Below are 17,169 nucleotides of genomic sequence, written 5' to 3'. Positions count from 1 at the left end.
ATCGCCTCTTCTCGAAGGGCCAATTCGTTGCCATCATTTGACCTCAAGAGGTCCCATTCACGGTCTAGCCGCTTCGTGGTCTGCTGCGCTTTTCTAGCGGCCTCCGCAGGGTCTCGGGTTTTCAGGGATTGGAAGAAAAATTCCTTCCCGGCATAGTGAACCTGTAAGTCCTCTGGAATTCTGCGACGGTAGTTCGCCCTACCACCACGCCATTGAACGTGTTTGATCGTCATTCTTATGGTGCCGTATCTGAACCAATTCTTCGTCATGTGTCACCTAATGTGTCACCTTCCGAAGCGCAAGAAATATCTAAGGTATGGAAAGTACATACTTTTTTAGAGAAGTCTGGTGACCCCGGCAGGATTCGAACCTGCAACCTGCCCCTTAGGAGGGGGCTGCTCTATCCAGTTGAGCCACGGGGCCGTGCCAGGCTCTCTGTAACCGGGATTTTCCGGGTTGTCATCGCCTTTGCACAATTGTTGTACACGCCGACCTGTTCACGCTACCATCGGACAAAACAACAACGCAGGTGCCTCCCGTGAACAGTGAAACCAAACGCCCGCTTACCCTTCGTGATGTGTCCGAGGCTTCCGGAGTATCCGAGATGACGGTAAGCCGGGTTCTGCGTAACCGGGGGGATGTGTCTGACGCCACCCGCACCCGCGTTCTGGCCGCCGCCAAGGAGCTTGGCTATGTCCCCAACAAGATCGCGGGCGCATTGGCGTCCAGCCGGGTTAATCTGATCGCGGTGATCATCCCTTCGCTTTCGAATATGGTCTTCCCCGAGGTGATGACAGGCATCAATCAGGTGTTGGAAGACACCGAATTGCAACCGGTGGTCGGGGTAACCGATTATCTGCCCGAGAAAGAGGAGAAAGTGCTGTACGAGATGCTCTCGTGGCGGCCTTCCGGCGTGATCATTGCGGGGCTTGAACATACCGAGGCCGCGCGCGCCATGCTGGATTCGGCAGGTATTCCGGTGGTCGAGATCATGGACACGGATGGCAAGCCGGTGGATGCGATGGTGGGGATCTCACACCGCCGCGCGGGGCGCGAAATGGCACAGGCAATCCTGAAGGCCGGGTATCAGCATATCGGTTTCATGGGCACCAAGATGCCGCTGGATCACCGCGCACGGAAGCGGTTCGAGGGCTTTACCGAAGTTCTTGGCAAGCACGGGATCGAGATCGAGGATCGCGAGTTCTATTCCGGTGGATCGGCCCTGGCCAAAGGGCGCGAGATGACCCAGGCCATGCTGGAACGCTCACCCGAGCTGGATTTCCTGTATTACTCGAACGATATGATCGGGGCCGGTGGCCTGCTGTACCTGCTGGAACAGGGTATCGATATTCCGGGACAGATCGGCTTGGCCGGGTTCAACAATGTCGAGCTTTTGCAGGGCTTGCCGCGAAAACTCGCGACGATGGACGCCTGTCGTCTGGAAATCGGCCGCCAAGCTGCCCAGATCATCGCCGAACGTCTGGAAAATCCTGATACTGAGATCGAGACACGCGTTACTCTGACCCCCACGATCAGTTATGGTGACACGCTGAAACGGCGATGAACACATCCCTGAAAAGGCTCGACAACCGGACGGCCCGGGCGATCTTCATGGACCGGCACGTATTGGGTGAACAACCCTCAGGCTCGGCCAAAGGTTCCGCGCTTCTGGATCTGATCCACCGGCTTGGATTTGTTCAGCTTGATAGCATCAACACCGTTGCCCGTGCCCATGACATGATCCTGTTCTCGCGCAGGCCCGCCTATCGCAGCGCCGACCTAAAAAGGCTCTATGAAAGGGATAATGCGCTTTTCGAACATTGGACGCACGATGCGGCGGTGATTCCGATGAAGTTCTATCAGCATTGGCATCTGCGCTTTCAGCGGGATGCTGATATGTTGAAGGCGCGGTGGAAGAACTGGCGGCGGGATGGGTTCGAACAGCAGTTTGACACAGTCCTGCAACACATCCGCGACCATGGGGCGGTGTCGTCCTCGGATGTTGGCAAGGATGAAAAGAAGGGCTCGGGCGGATGGTGGGACTGGCACCCATCGAAAACCGCGCTGGAATATCTGTGGCGCTCGGGTGCCCTAACCGTCGTCGGTCGGGATGGGTTCCAGAAACGCTATGATCTGACAGAGCGCGTGATTGAAACACATCTCTGTCCCGGCAGCACGCCCTGTGATGCCGAAGCGACCGTGGATTGGCTGTGCAACGCCGCATTGGACCGGCTTGGATTTGCAACATCCGGAGAGTTGGCGGCTTTCTGGGACACCGTCAGCGCGGCTGAGGCAAAAGACTGGTGCGCGGCGTCGCTGGAAAGTGGCGATATTGAAGAAATCGAGGTCACCTGTGCCGATGGGTGCCTGCGCAAGACATACGCCCGCCCAAACCTGACGACCGAAGTACCGCAACCACCAGGCCGCATTCGCGTGCTCAGCCCGTTTGACCCCATGCTGCGCGACCGCCGCCGGGCCGAGCGGCTGTTCGGCTTTCACTACCGCATCGAGGTTTTCGTCCCCGAGGCCAGACGAACCTATGGATACTACGTTTTTCCTTTGCTCGAGGGCGACCGTATGATTGGCCGTATCGATATGAAGGCCCACCGCGATCGTGACCTGCTGCATGTCAAAGCGCTCTGGCCCGAGCGCGGTGTGCGTTGGTCAGATGCCCGTACCCGACGCCTGAACGCCGAGCTGGACCGGGTGCGGCGACTGGCCGGTGTGGAACATGTGACTTTCGCCAAGGACTGGCTGAAAGACCCTAAATAGGGTCTATTCTGCGTCGGACAGGGACAATTTGATCGGTTCCAGCCCATCAATCTCACCTGTCAGAACATCCCCTGCAACGACTGGACCAACGCCAGCCGGCGTACCGGTCAGGATTAGGTCACCGGGGCGCAGGTGGTAAAAGCCGGACAGGTGCATGACAATCTCGTCGATCTTCCAGATCAGCTCCTCCAGGGTCGCGTTCTGGCGCAACTCTCCGTTTACGCTTAGCTGAATGCGTTTGTCATCCTCCGGGGTCCAGTCGGCAGCTGGTGTCAACGGGGCAAAGACCGCTCCGTTTTCGACGTCCTTTCCCAGATCCCAGGGCCGCTGCTTGTTGCGCTCGCGGATTTGCAGATCACGGCGCGTCATATCCAGGGCGCAGCCATAGGCAAAAATGGCATCCCACGCCTGCGCACTGGTGGCGCGAAACACGGGTTTTCCAATGGCCAATGCCAATTCCATCTCATGGTGGTAATTTTCGGTCCCGGCAGGATAAGGAACCGTCGCACCTGAGAGTACAGCGTTCGGGGCGGATTTAGTGAAATAGAAAGGTGCCTCGCGATCCACCTCATTCCCCATTTCTGCGGCATGGGCTGCATAATTTCGACCAACGCAGAAGATCCGTCCAATGGGATATCCGGCCGCCGCGCCGACAACGGGGATGGTGATCGGGTCCGGAAGCGAAAACAGGCTGTTTGGCATGATAATCCCTGAAGGTTGCGTAACTTCCATATTACGTCTGCCAAACCCGCCAGCAAGCCCGGAAAACACGCTGTATTTCGCCAATCTCGAGGAGGTGTTTCAGCGTGAAACGGCTCAATTCTGACCTGAATGACTGACGCCGTGTCAAAAATTGGTTTCATCAGTTTTTATGGTCTCACCAGTACACAAACAGATCGAAACAACTCTTGGCTCAGTCAAAAGCCGGGCTAAATCCTCAGGTAGTCAGGCCCGTGCCGATTTCGGTGCGGCGTCAAAATTCAGAACAGCAGCTTTGGTAAAGCATTCCACCAAAGTGACGTCGACAAACCATACGCTGACCCATTTACCGATCGGCAACTGCCTAAACCAGTTTCGGAGAGTATAGGTGCTAGGCCCCTCCCCCATGGGCCAAAAAGACCCTGTTCAGAGCCACATTTCAGGCTTTTCGTATACTCCGAAGCACAGGCCGGACCGTCAGGTTTGACGTAACCGGTCTTGGGCCAGGCACCAACGACCAGTCCGGGTCTGGCCGCCCCGTCGGAGACTCCCCCTACAGTTTCCGGCGGGGTCACTGCCAACGACATCGGATACAGTGCCAATAATCAGGAGTCGAGGTCCTTCAACTCGTTCAGCAGATCCAGCAGTAACTCATGCTTGTCCGGTCCAAGCTGAGATCGAATACGTTCCGCCTGGGCCGTGCTTGCAGCCAGATTGGCACGAATGATCTGAACCCCTTTTGTATTGATCTCAACAACCTGACGCCGTCGGTCAGCCGGATGGCTGCGCCGCGTGATCAGTCCACGGTTCTCCAACTTCTGAAGAATGCGCGTCAGGCTTGGCAGCAACAGGCAGGCGCGATCGGCGATGTGGGTCGGCTCTTGTGGGCCTTCTTCGTTCAACACCCGCAACACCCGCCACTGCTGTTCCGTGACGCCAGCGTCAGCCAGCATTGCTCGAATGGGTCCCATAACCTTTTCCCGCGCCCGCAAAAGCGCAATGGGCAAAGATCGCGACGTCAGAGGGAGATCGTCGGTCATAAGAAAATTATCACCGAAATCCGGGATATAAGCAAGCAACCCGACACGCAGCAGCAGCGCCCGCACCCGAATTTGCACCGTCATGCGGGCCGATTTCGGGCTGGACAATTCAAAACGACCGTTGAAGATGCCATCGACATCCGCTTCTTGTCCTTCTCACCCCCTGCGGTCGAAATATGAGGTTTCAGCATGGCAGCCCCACAAAACGCATTAAAACAGGCTCTAATACAGGGCAAACTGCAGGTTGGCTGCTGGATGAGCTTTGCTGAATCCGTCACCGCCGAGATCATGGGAACCGCGGGTTTCGATTGGCTGGTGATCGATGGTGAACACGCACCAAATGATATCCGCTCGATCCGGGATCAGCTGACAGCTTTGGCCAGCAGCGCATCTCATCCCGTTGTGCGGGTTCCTGTCGGAGAGACCTGGCTGATCAAGATGGTTCTGGATGCTGGCGCCCAAACAGTACTGGTTCCGATTGTCGAAAGCGCCGCTCAGGCGCAGGATTTGGTCCGTGCCTGCCGTTATCCGCCGGACGGGGTGCGGGGTGTTGGTGCAGCGGCATCGCGCGCCACGATGTATGGGTCGACAAGCGACTATATCCAGACCGCAGATCAGGAAATCTGCCTGTTGTTGCAGGTGGAAACCCGCGCCGGATTGGCCGCGTTGGATGATATTCTTCAAGTCGAAGGTGTGGATGGCGTTTTCATTGGCCCTGCTGATCTGTCAACCGACATGGGGTACAAGGGCAACAGCGCCGCACCCGAGGTGCGCGAGGTCATCGCGGACGCCCTGGCCCGGATCAAGGCCGCAGGCAGAGCGCCGGGCATCCTTGCCACCAATGACGAAGCACGTCAGACCTATCTGGACATGGGCGCACAATTTCTGGCGGTCGGCATAGATGTGATGCTGCTGGCGCAAGCGGCTCGTGCGCTGGCCGCGCAATGGAAACCATCCTAAACAGTCAACTGCGCATGGCCGCAGCGGCCTGCGCATAGCCGCTCGAGGCTCCATCAACAAAATGCACATGGTCATCCCGCATGGCCGAGGGGACGATACATGTCATCATCGCCTCGTCCTGTGCGTGCAAACCGTATCTGATCTTCCCCCGGCGACGCGCCTCTTCAAGCAGGTGTTCGATTTGGCGCAACGTGTCCGGATCGCAGTCGAGCGTCATTTTCAGCCCGTCATCAAACTTTCGGTAATCGGCATTACTGCTGACCATATGTCTGTAATGGTCCGGCTCAAAGCGTCCCATCCGCAGGCCAGTTTTGAACAATACTGCGATCAACAGGTTCTGAACCAGCAGGACGAGTTTGTGCAAAATCACATGACGCCCGTTGCGCGACACATGAGCGTCGATGTCAAGGCCGGGTGGAGGCCACGCTAAGGGCGGACCCTTTTCCGACACCGGATGGCCTGCGCGATCCAGTGTTTCAGACGCGGACAGGACGGATTGCGCAAGATCGGCAAAGTCCCGTTCGGTTGCTGACGGTGTGGGCTGTACGACCAGCGAAACGATCTGACCGTGACGGGCCGGGCTGTTGGACCACCTGCAAGACAGGCCTGTCAGATCCGGCTGCGCACCTGGCCCGGCGGGTGTGACCATATTTTTCCCGGCTTTCATCCCGGCCTCGGCCCAGGCCAGACCACCGCCGGAAAACATGGCGTAATCCACTCCGGTAGAGGGTGCATAGCGCGCAACGCGCAGATCCTTACCCGCTTTGCGAATATCAGCCACCGACACCAGCGCTGCCCGCAAAGGCATGGAGAATTCTTCATCTGCCCAGCGCCGCAAATCCGCCAGCGTAGTCCGGGCGGTTTCAGCTTTTCCGGGCGGGACAGCAAACCCCGCCCCATCGCCGCCAAAGACATATGGAAACAACGCGCCGTCCATTGCGTTGATCATGGCCGAAATTACCGCAGCGCCCACAGTATTGACAGTCTTGTACCGGCCCCGCGCGATTTCGCCCGTTGAATCGACAATATCAGCAACACCCAGAACCCAATCATCGGGCAGTTTTGAAAACTGCGCGGGGTCTGCCAGACGGGTAAAATCGCGCTGCAAGGGAAGGTTTTCGTAAAATGCGGACTGGAGGTCTTTCATGCTCCCCCTCGGAATCAGTGTTTTGACAAAGATAGCCGTAAGGCGAGCCATGTCCTAACTTTGAAACAATATACACAGGCTTGTGCGTTGCATCACGGCGTGCCAAGCATTTCCCTCGGACGAGCAGGAAAGGGCTGAATATGCAGGCAGGTTTGGTGGTTTTATGCCTGGGCTATGTGCTCAGCCAGTTTTTCCGTGCTTTCCTTGCGGTTCTCAGCCTGGATCTGGAGCGTGACATTAGTGCCGCGCCCGAAGATCTGGCCTTTGCTTCCGGTCTTTGGTTTATCGTGTTCGCCGTCATGCAGATCCCGGTCGGATGGGCGCTGGACAGGATTGGGCCCCGCCTCACGTCCGCCGCGCTGCTTCTGGTGGGCGGGGCAGGTGGGGCGGCGGTTTTCGCAGCCGCAACAACGCCCCTGCACATCAGCATAGCCATGGGCCTGATCGGTGTCGGGTGCTCTCCGGTCCTTATGGCCTCCTACTATATCTTTGCACGCGAATACCCTCCGGCGCGGTTTGCTACATTAGCGGCCGTGATGCTGGGCGCAGGGTCCGTTGGAAATCTGGTGGCTTCTTATCCAACCGCGCTTGCCGTGGAATGGATGGGGTGGCGCGGTACGATGGTCGGGCTTGCCGCGGTGTCCGCCGCAATCGCATTGGGCCTTTGGCTGACTGTTCACGACCCTGCGAAGGTCGAAACAGAACACAAGGGATCGCTGCTGGATCTGCTGAAGGAGCCTGCCTTGTGGCTGATCCTGCCCCTGATGCTGGTTGCTTACGCCCCCGCTGCAGCGCTGCGCGGGCTGTGGGCCGGGCCGTACCTGAATGACGTTTTCGACCTCAGTTCCACTCAGATCGGCACCGCAACGCTGATCATGGGCTCGGCCATGATTGCGGGCACTTTTGTCTACGGACCACTGGACCGTATTTTTGGCACCCGGAAATGGGTGGTTTTCGCTGGCAACGCTTTGGGTTCAGTTGCGCTGGGCCTGCTCTGCCTGTGGATTGACAATGCAATATGGCTGTCCGTCCTGCTGATGGCCGTGATCGGCTTTACCGGTGCCAGCTTTCCGGTCATCATGGCTCATGGCCGGGCCTTCGTGCCTGCGCATCTGGTGGGGCGTGGTGTGACATTGCTGAATCTTTTCGGCATCGGCGGCGTTGGCATTGCTCAATTCGTCACCGGGCGTATTCACGCAGCCACCGTGCAAGACGGATCAACCGTGCCGTACACAGCAATATTCGGGTTTTTTGCGGTTACCCTTGCCATTGGTTGCGTGATCTATCTATTCAGCCGGGATAGTGTGGATTGACGCAGCCATCAGGAGAGTCCGTTGAACGACCCCGTTGTCATAGCCCCAAATCTGAAACGCAGACTGTCGGGCGTAACAGCGACCATAGCAAGGCTGGTTCCGCTGCAGGCGCAATGGATCGACATTGCCGCCACTGGACCAGGTCTGCCCGCCGACACGCCGCACATCCCGCTGGGTCGACTGCCTTTCCTGTCGCGTCGTAAAAGGCGGGTCTGGCACGCACGCCGCAACACCGAGATGTTGCTGGGGCTCATCCTGCGCAATGTGTTCCGGTTGAAACTCAAAATGCTGTTCACAAGCGCGTCCCAAAGGCCGCACACAGGCTATACCAAATGGCTGATCGGCAAGATGGATGCTGTCGTTGCAACCTCGCGCAAAACCGCAGGGTATCTTGAGCGAGACTCACAGGTGGTAATGCATGGCATTAACCTCCAGGACTTTGTTCCACCTTCAGACAAGGCCACTGTCCGTGCCCGACTGGGGCTGCCGGATGGGGTACTGTTGGGGTGTTATGGCCGTATCCGACACCAAAAAGGCACGGATGCCTTTGTCGACGCCATGATTGACGTGTGCGGACGGTTCGAAACAGTGTCAGGCATCGTCATGGGCCGGGCAACCGAGAAACACACCGCTTTTCTGGCCGAACTGAAGACTAAAGTCGCCAAAGCTGGCTTGTCTGATCGCATCCTTTTCAAGCCCGAGGTGACCGTAGATCAGATTGCTGAATGGTATCAGGTCCTGGACCTGTTTGTTGCGCCACAAAGGTGGGAGGGATTTGGTTTGACCCCTCTCGAAGCAATGGCCTGCGGTGTTCCGGTCGTGGCCACAGATGTCGGCGCGTTTTCCGAAATCATTACTGATCCATCCTTTGGCAAGGTGGTGACCCCCGATGATGTTCCTGCCTTGGTCGAGGCGATTGCCCTAATGCTGAAAAGCAATGATTCCCTGTCACAAGCGGGCCAGGCATCCCGCGCCCATGTCGAGCAGAATTTTGACATTCAGGGCGAGGCAAAGACGCTGGTTGCGCTTTATGAACGACTTTTGAACGATTGAACCGTTTGAATTCGGCATCAGTCGTTGAAAACCCCGCTGATAGACCTTTTTTCTTCGCCGCAACGCGGCTATGAACGCGCGTCCTTAACTTTGGAGACATGAAATGGGCTATCGCGTCGTAGTCGTCGGCGCCACGGGTAATGTGGGCCGCGAAATGCTGAACATTCTGGCTGAACGCCAGTTCCCGGTTGATGAACTTGCCGCCCTGGCAAGCCGTCGCTCGCTGGGTACCGAAGTAAGCTTTGGCGACAAGACCCTTACGACCAAAGATCTGGACACGTTCGATTTCACCGGCTGGGACATGGCGCTGTTTGCCGTGGGTTCCGAGGCGACCAAAGTCTACGCTCCAAAAGCGGCGGCGGCGGGTTGCGTGGTGATTGATAACTCGTCGCTCTATCGCTATGACCCGGAGATTCCGCTGATCGTGCCGGAATGTAACCCGCAGGCGATCCACGACTACAAAAACAAGAACATAATCGCCAACCCCAACTGCTCGACCGCGCAGATGGTTGTCGCGCTGAAGCCGCTGCATGACCGCGCCAAGATCAAGCGCGTTGTTGTGTCGACCTATCAGTCGGTTTCGGGTGCCGGCAAGGAAGGTATGGATGAGCTTTGGGATCAGACCAAGGCCGTCTACAACCCAACCACCGAAGTCGCTCCGAAGAAGTTCCAGAAACAGATCGCCTTCAACGTCATTCCGCAGATCGACGTCTTCATGGAAGACGGCTCGACCAAGGAAGAGTGGAAGATGGTTGTCGAGACCAAGAAGATCGTCGATCCGTCGATCAAGGTCACCGCAACCTGCGTCCGCGTTCCGGTCTTCGTCGGCCATTCCGAGGCCGTGAATATCGAGTTCGAGGAATTTCTGGACGAAGACGAAGCCCGCGATATCCTGCGCGAAGCGCCGGGCATCATGGTGATCGACAAGCGCGAAGCCGGTGGCTACGTCTCGCCCATCGAGTGCGCAGGCGACTTTGCCACATTCATCAGCCGCATCCGCCAGGATTCGACCATCGAAAACGGTCTGAACCTGTGGTGCGTCAGCGACAACCTGCGCAAGGGTGCCGCCCTGAACGCGGTTCAGATCGCCGAACTGCTGGGCCGGGAAGTCCTGAAAAAGGGCTGAGGGCTCGCGAAGCTGAAAACCCCCAAGGGTCGCCCTTTGCAGGCGGCCCTTTTTTGTGCTTGCAGTCGTCCATCCGGGCTGCAACCTTTGCGGGAATATAACACCTGATTTCCGCGAGTGATTATGAGACCCCTGATTTACCTTCTGGCCCTTACGCCCACCGTCCTGCATGCTGAAACATTTTTGATCGACACCAAAGTCAGTGAGGTCACGGTTTACCCCAGAGGAGCCGACATTATCCGCACAGGAGCCTACGAAATTCCTGCTGGCAAACATCGTTTGATCTTGCAGGGTATTCCCGCGAATGACGAAAATCAGTTGTTTTCAATACAGGTTCTGACCGAAGGCCTGACACAAACCGCGTTGCTGCGACGCTTTGAAAACCTCCCGGTACAGGACCGCAAAAGCGAAGCTGTAATGCAGGCCGAGGACCAGATCGAAGCAATAGAAGATCAGATCACTGCTGTCACTGACAAGGCGAAAGCCACCCGTCTTCGCGCCGAGGCTGCACGCCAATCCTTATTGTTTCTTAGTCAATTGGGACAGAATGAAGGTCTGCCTGCCGACCCAAACACGCTGCGTGAGATCACCCGCATGATTGCCGAGGAATCTCTGCGCGCCGAGCAAGAAGCCCAAACGGCTGAAATCGAAGCCCGAGGTGTCGAGCGGCAACTGGAACAGCTGGAAGAAGATTTGTTGATTGCTCAGGCTGATCTGGCTGCACTGATCCCCGAAGCTGATGACCATGTTTTCGTTGCCGTCGACGTGACCGCCGAAACATCAACAAAAGGTGCTTTGACCGTGTCGTACATCGACTCCTATGCCGCAGAATGGTCGCCGGGATACGAGTTTCATTTGGCAACCGGCGACGCGCCCACAGTTCGGATCGACCGCAACCTCCTGATCACGCAGGACACCGGTGAAAACTGGCGCGATGTTACGATGCATGTGTCGACCATTGCCCCAACTGGACAGAACGCTGCATCATGGCTGCCTTCATTACGACATTGGATACGCGAAACACCGCCACCGCAACCAGAACGGGGAAATTTCGGGAAATTGGCAGAAGCGGTTGTCGAGGCACCTGTTGTGGTAGAAGAGACATCCATTGGCACGATATTGACCTCGTCAGTAGAAGGCACCGGCATCACTTACACTTTGCCAAATCTCATCTCGGTTTCCACTGGTTATGAGATTACCGAGGTCGCATTGGACGCAATCACCCAATCTGCCGAGGTTTTTGCGCTTGGCGTGCCCTGGCGCGATGACACGGCGTATCGGACCGCTCGGTTCACCAACCCAATGGATCAGAGGCTTCTGGAGTCTGCTGCCGCACGGTGGTTTGTAGACGATGTTCTGGTTGCTGCCGGAGACTCGCAGGAAATTGGTCCTCGGGAAGAAATCGAGATGGGGTTTGGCCCCATCCATGGTCTGACACTTTCCCGACAGATCCTGAACCGCAGCAGCGGTGACACCGGGATTATTTCGCGGTCCAATCAACGGGTCGAACAGGCTGAAATCAGCATTGAAAACCTGACGGACCAAACCTGGCCGTTGCGCCTTTTGGACCGGGTTCCATATTCCGAGCAGGACGATCTGGAAATCACGTGGAACGCCAATCCACGCCCGAATGAAGAGAATGTGGACAACCAACGCGGAATTCTGGCTTGGGAGATGGATATTGCCCCCGATCAAAAGGCAAACATCACCTTGAACCTTGAATTGAATTGGCCTGAGGGGATGGACCTGAGGTAGTTTCCAAAGACGCTCGGCTTTTGCCGTCTATTTCATCAGCCGCACCCATCAAGGCACCGACTGGACCCCAAGCTTCGGCAGAGCGCTGACGGCAATCCAAATTGCCGACCTGTTGACAAATTCAGGCGTGCTTGCCAGCTAAGCACGGACCTGAACGCGACGGATGGGCCAGAACAGACAACAGGTGGTGCCCTGCACAGGGCATCAGAGGTATAGTATGGGAATTTCGACCAAACGCAGAATTGGAAAATACCTGATCATTGGATGTGCAGGCATTCTGGTCGGGCTTATCCTCATCGGCTTTTCTGGGCAATTCCTGGCGGTGGGAGATTCCTTTGCGCTTTTCCGCCCGCAAGCCGGCGTTCTGCTTTTGCCGTGTGCCGCGATCCTGCTGTATATGCGCGCCAGATACCTTGCTTTGGTGACCCTGGCCTTTGCCGCTGTTGCTGTCGGATCAATCGCAACCAGTTTCGCCGCCCCGCCCAAGGACTGCGACGGTCCGTGTCTGACCCTGTATCAAAAGAACCTCATGAGCAGGGCGTGGCCGCGGTATTCGCTGGCCGACGACATCATAGCATCCGATGCTCAGATCGTGACGTTGCAGGAAGTCTCAAGTCACAACCGCGAATACATGAGCAACCTGTTCGAGCATTACCCCGAAAAGGTGATCTGTGAGTTTCGTTCCGAACAAAACGTTGCCATCCTGACAACTTTGCCGATTGTCGAAGGGTCCGGGTTCTGCCTGAAAGGTCATGGTCTTGTCGGAATACAAGTCGAAGCCCCGGACGGGTCTTTGGTCTGGATCGTATCGATCCACCTGAGCTGGCCTTTTCCTTACGACCAATCAACCCAAAGCCGGATCATTGCAGAACGCATTGCGGATCTGGATGGCCCGGTTCTGATTGCCGGGGATTTCAACATGGTTCCATGGGGCGCAAGCGTCCGGCGGATCGCAGCGGCAGCCGACAACCAGAGTTTTGGGGCTGTCCTGAATACGCATAATCTTGGCAGCTGGCACCTACCCTTGCCAATCGACAACCTTTTGTTCCCAAAAGGAACAACCGGAACAGTCGAACTGCGCCCCTTCATGGGATCCGACCACTTCGGCAAATTCGCGCGGTTTCGTTTGGATTGATCCGCGAGGTCCCCGCTGCCTTGGTGGGCAAACCAGAACGCATGTTGCGATCTCAAGAAGGGTCTAGGTGTTATTTTCGATCAGCACTTTCAGATTATTCAACCCGCGCTCGTAATCGCCGCCAACCCATTTATCCATCATCAACCCCATCCAGCGGGACATGGGATTGAGCCCCAGATCGGATTCGAACCCCCAAGTCACGATGGTTGCGTCACCATCGGGTTTCAGTGTGAACGAAGCCGAGGCCGTGCCCATCTGCCCAAAGTCCAGATCTGTTTTGACCAGTTGATTTTCCACGCTTTCGACGATTTCCTGCGTACCGCTGCCAACCTGTGCGTGATCAGAGCTCCAGTTCAACTTGTTGCCGACACCTTCATCGGGGCCACTGTAGCTTAGTTTCGTCTCCGGATCGCGTGACAGCCAGGGGGACCATTTCTCAGTCGCTTGCATGGAATTCACAAACGGAAAGATCACTGCGGCCGGGGCGTCGATGGTGATGCTGCGGGACACTTCCGCCTTGCCGGGCAACACGTAAGAGACTGCGATGAACAGTAAAACAAGGAGGCACAACCCTGCGAGAAATCGCTTAAGCATCTTCATAGCAAGCTCCAAATTCAAACGTCATGAATGGAGTATACGAAATAACGGCTCTGAATCAGAGCCGTATTCCTCATCGTTTATTCACTATGAACTGTCGTCAGACCGGAACGAATTTCTTCTGTATGGGATCGTAACTCTCTAACCCGCCAGCGCCGATATCGGTCCACAACCCGTGCAGGCTCAGAGTGCCCTGTTCGACCGCTGACGAGATAAACGGGAACGTCATCAGGTTTTCAAGCGACGCGACAACCGATTGGCGTTCCAGCTGTCGGGCTTGTTCGAGGCTGTCTTCGATATCAGCGACAAGTTCGAATTTTGGTTTCAGAATGTCCATCCAGCGGCCGACAAAGCTTTCTTTTGCATCCAGTTGCGGCGCCTGACCCTTGCACATGTCGATACAGCCCTGAACGCCACCGCATTGCGAATGGCCAAGAACCATCAGATGCGCAACCTTGAGAGAAGTGACGGCATACTCGATTGCTGCGCTGGTACCGTGATGATCGCCGTCCGGCGCATAGGGAGGCACCAGATTGGCGATATTGCGGTGGATAAAGAAATCGCCCTGATCCGCACCGAACATCGAAGTCACATGGACCCGGCTGTCGCAGCAGGAGATCACCATCGCCCGGGGCCGCTGCCCTTCATCTGCCAGCCGCTTGAACCAGACCTGGTTTTCCGAATACGTGGTCGCTTTCCAGCCGTGATACCGCGTGACCAGATAGCTCGGCAAAGGTTTGGCAAATTCCATTACGGTGTCCCCGTTCTTGTCGCTGATCGATCCTCTAAACCGAATTCTAGGAAAATTCGAGCAATTATCCGATTTCTCTGCAAGGTTTTGCAAAGGAATTTGCCACCAGTATCAAACCTGCGCCGTGGGGGCGTCAGAATTAGGGTGAATGTGGTGAAAAAAATAATCACGCTTGAACACAAGGAATCCGTCCGTCTGGATTCGGATCAATTAAGTGGCCTTTACCGTCAACTGGGCGACAAGAACGCGCTGGATGTGCTGTGCCGCACCATCGAAGAACTGGCAGTGCGCCTGTCGAACTGCGAACGCTTTTGGCGTCAGCGCAAGTGGGCCGACCTGCGCAAATGCGCAAGGTCGCTGGTCGCGATTTCCGAACAGGTCGGGATGACGGTTCTGGCCAGGGTTGCAGGTGACGTAGCGCAGGCCGTCGATGCCGGTGACGCGGTAGCAGCGGGCGCGACGCTGGGACGTCTGATCCGCGTTGGTGAGCGGTCGTTGACAGCCGTCTGGGACCAACAGAACCTTTCCGTCTGACAGGGGTTGCGGGCAGATTATGCGCGGCTAGTCTGTGCACAGAAACAATCTGCCGAGGCGCCCATGACTCTGTCCTTCGCCCCATCCTCTGACCCTTCCGTACCGCTTCATGTGATCGCGCAGCCGGATTTGGACGGCTGGCTTCTGGATCAGCCTGAGCGCGTGCAGTCCTGGGTCGCAGCAAACGGGTTTTCCGGCGCTCTGGGGCAGGCCCTGCTTGTGCCGGCAACGAACGGCGCAATTGAATTCGCGCTGGCTGGTTACGGAACCGAAGAAAAACGTGCGCGCAAACGGTTCCCCCTTGCCGCAGCGGCCATGGCGCTGCCGGAAGGCACTTACGGCATTGCTTCGGGCATTCCTGCGGATCTTTTGGAGATGGAGTGTCTTGGCTGGCTGATGACTGGCTATGTCTTCGATCGATACGCGTCCCAGACCGGAGGGTCAGCGGCATTGATTGCACCTGATGGCATCAACGCCGCCCGTATCGAGGCCATGGCAAATGCCGAGGCTCTGACGCGCGATCTGGTCAACACGCCCACTTCGGACATGGGACCGGATCAGTTGCAGCAAGCGGTCGAGGTTCTGGCGAATGAGTTCGGCGCGTCTTGCAAGGTGATCACCGGCCATGCGCTGCTGGATCAGAATTTTCCCATGATTCACACAGTAGGACGGGCCGCGGCGCAGGCCCCCCGGCTGATCGAGTTGAACTGGGGCACCAGTGGCCCCAGACTGACACTAGTGGGCAAAGGTGTATGTTTCGACACCGGCGGGCTGAATTTGAAACCGGGCGCTTCCATGGGCCTGATGAAAAAAGACATGGGCGGCGCGGCCAATGTGCTGGGACTGGCCCGGATGATCATGGCGCTGGACCTTCCCCTGCAACTGCGGATTCTGATCCCGGCCGTTGAAAACGCAGTCTCAGGCAATGCCTTTCGCCCCGGTGATATCCTGACGTCACGCAAGGGCCTGACCGTTGAAATCAACAACACCGATGCCGAAGGGCGTCTGGTTCTGGCTGATGCGCTGACTTTGGCGGATGAAGGGAATCCCGATCTGGTGATCTCGATGGCGACGCTGACCGGTGCGGCGCGCGTGGCCGTGGGCCCTGATCTGGCACCGTTCTACACCGACGACGAAAGCTGCGCGCTGGCCTTGGCACAAGCGGCCAAAACTTCTGCCGATCCGGTCTGGAGAATGCCGTTTCACACACCCTACGAGGCGATGATCGAACCCGGCATTGCCGATCTGGACAATGCCCCCTCGGGCGGGTTTGCCGGGTCTATCACCGCCGCGCTGTTTCTGCGCCGGTTCGTAGGGTCTAGCCGCTATATCCATTTTGACATTTACGCATGGCAACCCAGCAATGAACCCGGCCGCACAAAAGGCGGTCTGGGTCAGGGATCACGCGCGGTGCTGTCGGCCTTACCGGAGGTATTGGGATTATGACCAAGCGCCGCGTATCCAAACCGGTCGTCGACCTGTTGCGTGCTCCTGACGGGCCGCGTGATCGTCAATTGCTGCTGGGGGACACGGTTCACGTCAAAGAAAACCACGGCGGGTGGAGCAGGATCGTCGCAGAAAAAGACGGATATGCTGGTTGGCTGGAAACAGACCACCTGTCCGAGGAAATACCTGCAACGCATTGGATCAATGCGCCCGCAACACATGCATACTTGACCCCTGATATCAAAAGCCGCGATCTCGTGTCTCTGAGTTTCGGAAGTAAAATCCACGCGACTGCCGAAACGGATCGGTTTGTGCAGACCGAATTGGGTTTTGTCCCAAAGGTTCACATGGCCCCTATTGCAGAAAAACCGCACGATCCGGTTGCCGTGGCCGAGTTGTTCCTGGGTACGCCCTATCTGTGGGGCGGCAACAGCCGGTTCGGCATCGATTGTTCAGGGCTTGTTCAGGCCGCGTTGCTGGCCTGCGGTATTCCCTGCCCCGGCGATAGCGGCGATCAGGAACAAGCCTTGGGCGCTGCCCTGTCAGCTGGAACACCTGCGCAGCGCGGGGATTTGCTGTTCTGGAAAGGTCACGTGGCCTGGGTTTCGGGCGACAACATGATTTTGCATGCGAACGCCAGCCATATGGCGGTTGTGTACGAGCCGATGGACCGGGCGATCCAGCGCATTCAGGATCAGGGCGACGGGCCTGTTACAGCGCGAAAAAGGCTCTAAAGCGTCCCGCCTTTAACCTGAGACATATCCAGCAGCCTTGAAGTAGTTCCGACATTCTTGCGCCGAGTAGAGGTCGCATACATGGCCGATGGCATTGAACATATCGG

Annotated in this window: 17 protein-coding genes and 1 tRNA gene; 11 read left to right on the top strand and 7 right to left on the bottom strand. The window is 57.0% G+C overall.

Annotated features, from left to right (window positions below; all coding sequences use genetic code 11):
* Nucleotides 1-269 (bottom strand): DUF6538 domain-containing protein (locus AC2FLZ_RS19800; RefSeq protein WP_496882641.1); only part of this gene is annotated, 269 nt, incomplete at its 3' end.
* 77 nt (nt 270-346) lie between these two features.
* A tRNA-Arg gene (locus AC2FLZ_RS19795) sits at nt 347-423 on the bottom strand.
* A gap of 115 nt (nt 424-538) precedes the next feature.
* On the opposite strand from AC2FLZ_RS19795, the gene AC2FLZ_RS19790 reads away from it, so the two are divergent.
* Nucleotides 539-1,564 (top strand): LacI family DNA-binding transcriptional regulator, encoded by a 1,026-nt coding sequence (locus AC2FLZ_RS19790; RefSeq protein WP_267366879.1) that lies wholly within the window; start codon nt 539-541, stop codon nt 1,562-1,564.
* The gene (locus AC2FLZ_RS19785) at nt 1,561-2,772 is read left to right on the top strand and encodes a winged helix-turn-helix domain-containing protein (RefSeq protein ID WP_480920462.1); all 1,212 of its coding nucleotides are present in this window, start codon (nt 1,561-1,563) and stop codon (nt 2,770-2,772) included. Before AC2FLZ_RS19790 ends, AC2FLZ_RS19785 begins: the two co-directional genes overlap by 4 nt.
* A 3-nt stretch (nt 2,773-2,775) precedes the next feature.
* Here the strand turns inward: AC2FLZ_RS19785 and AC2FLZ_RS19780 are convergent, their stop codons facing one another.
* Both AC2FLZ_RS19780 and hpaR read right to left on the bottom strand, forming a co-directional pair.
* Nucleotides 2,776-3,474 (bottom strand): fumarylacetoacetate hydrolase family protein, encoded by a 699-nt coding sequence (locus AC2FLZ_RS19780; RefSeq protein ID WP_480920461.1) that lies wholly within the window; start codon nt 3,472-3,474, stop codon nt 2,776-2,778.
* A gap of 602 nt (nt 3,475-4,076) precedes the next feature.
* Nucleotides 4,077-4,511 (bottom strand): homoprotocatechuate degradation operon regulator HpaR, encoded by a 435-nt coding sequence (hpaR, locus tag AC2FLZ_RS19775; RefSeq protein WP_480494048.1) that lies wholly within the window; start codon nt 4,509-4,511, stop codon nt 4,077-4,079.
* Between the two features lie 189 nt (nt 4,512-4,700).
* Between hpaR and AC2FLZ_RS19770 the strand changes: the two genes are divergently transcribed.
* A complete protein-coding gene (locus AC2FLZ_RS19770; protein WP_496882640.1) occupies nt 4,701-5,471 on the top strand; it encodes an HpcH/HpaI aldolase family protein in 771 nt (256 codons plus the stop codon).
* 4 nt (nt 5,472-5,475) lie between these two features.
* Here the strand turns inward: AC2FLZ_RS19770 and AC2FLZ_RS19765 are convergent, their stop codons facing one another.
* Nucleotides 5,476-6,618 (bottom strand): DUF3095 domain-containing protein, encoded by a 1,143-nt coding sequence (locus tag AC2FLZ_RS19765; RefSeq protein ID WP_496882639.1) that lies wholly within the window; start codon nt 6,616-6,618, stop codon nt 5,476-5,478.
* A 140-nt stretch (nt 6,619-6,758) separates the two neighbouring features.
* Here AC2FLZ_RS19765 and AC2FLZ_RS19760 point away from each other — a divergent pair, with 140 nt between their 5' ends.
* From AC2FLZ_RS19760 to AC2FLZ_RS19740, 5 genes are all read left to right on the top strand, one after another.
* Nucleotides 6,759-7,931 (top strand): MFS transporter, encoded by a 1,173-nt coding sequence (locus tag AC2FLZ_RS19760; RefSeq protein WP_480474323.1) that lies wholly within the window; start codon nt 6,759-6,761, stop codon nt 7,929-7,931.
* A 21-nt stretch (nt 7,932-7,952) separates the two neighbouring features.
* A complete protein-coding gene (locus AC2FLZ_RS19755) occupies nt 7,953-8,984 on the top strand; it encodes a glycosyltransferase family 4 protein (protein WP_480554347.1) in 1,032 nt (343 codons plus the stop codon).
* A gap of 103 nt (nt 8,985-9,087) precedes the next feature.
* Nucleotides 9,088-10,110 (top strand): aspartate-semialdehyde dehydrogenase, encoded by a 1,023-nt coding sequence (locus tag AC2FLZ_RS19750; protein ID WP_480474325.1) that lies wholly within the window; start codon nt 9,088-9,090, stop codon nt 10,108-10,110.
* Nucleotides 10,111-10,233: 123 nt separating this feature from the next.
* Nucleotides 10,234-11,865, top strand: coding sequence for a DUF4139 domain-containing protein (locus AC2FLZ_RS19745; RefSeq protein ID WP_496882638.1), 1,632 nt, complete (start codon nt 10,234-10,236; stop codon nt 11,863-11,865).
* 217 nt (nt 11,866-12,082) lie between these two features.
* A complete protein-coding gene (locus AC2FLZ_RS19740) occupies nt 12,083-13,000 on the top strand; it encodes an endonuclease/exonuclease/phosphatase family protein (RefSeq protein WP_496808947.1) in 918 nt (305 codons plus the stop codon).
* Nucleotides 13,001-13,063: 63 nt separating this feature from the next.
* Here AC2FLZ_RS19740 and AC2FLZ_RS19735 read toward each other — a convergent pair whose 3' ends face one another.
* Both AC2FLZ_RS19735 and AC2FLZ_RS19730 read right to left on the bottom strand, forming a co-directional pair.
* Nucleotides 13,064-13,600, bottom strand: coding sequence for an SRPBCC family protein (locus AC2FLZ_RS19735; RefSeq protein WP_480554343.1), 537 nt, complete (start codon nt 13,598-13,600; stop codon nt 13,064-13,066).
* 97 nt (nt 13,601-13,697) lie between these two features.
* Nucleotides 13,698-14,348 carry a carbonic anhydrase gene (locus AC2FLZ_RS19730; RefSeq protein WP_480474329.1) on the bottom strand — a complete coding sequence of 217 codons (651 nt, stop codon included), beginning with the start codon at nt 14,346-14,348 and terminating at the stop codon, nt 13,698-13,700.
* 144 nt (nt 14,349-14,492) lie between these two features.
* On the opposite strand from AC2FLZ_RS19730, the gene AC2FLZ_RS19725 reads away from it, so the two are divergent.
* The 3 genes from AC2FLZ_RS19725 (at nt 14,493) to AC2FLZ_RS19715 (ending at nt 17,062) form a co-directional block, all read left to right on the top strand.
* Entirely contained in the window at nt 14,493-14,882 is a 390-nt protein-coding gene (locus AC2FLZ_RS19725; RefSeq protein WP_496882642.1) for a hypothetical protein, read from the top strand.
* A gap of 63 nt (nt 14,883-14,945) precedes the next feature.
* Nucleotides 14,946-16,328, top strand: a complete 1,383-nt coding sequence (locus AC2FLZ_RS19720) for a leucyl aminopeptidase family protein (protein WP_496882637.1) — start codon at nt 14,946-14,948, stop codon at nt 16,326-16,328.
* Nucleotides 16,325-17,062, top strand: a complete 738-nt coding sequence (locus AC2FLZ_RS19715; protein WP_480624819.1) for a C40 family peptidase — start codon at nt 16,325-16,327, stop codon at nt 17,060-17,062. The genes AC2FLZ_RS19720 and AC2FLZ_RS19715 overlap by 4 nt, the downstream gene beginning before the upstream one ends.
* Nucleotides 17,063-17,169: the final 107 nt, after the last annotated feature.

The sequence above is a fragment of the Ruegeria sp. YKSF131 genome, assembly GCF_059612645.1.
The sequence above is the reverse complement of the archived record's forward strand: the minus strand, read 5'-3'. Positions and strand labels throughout refer to the sequence as shown.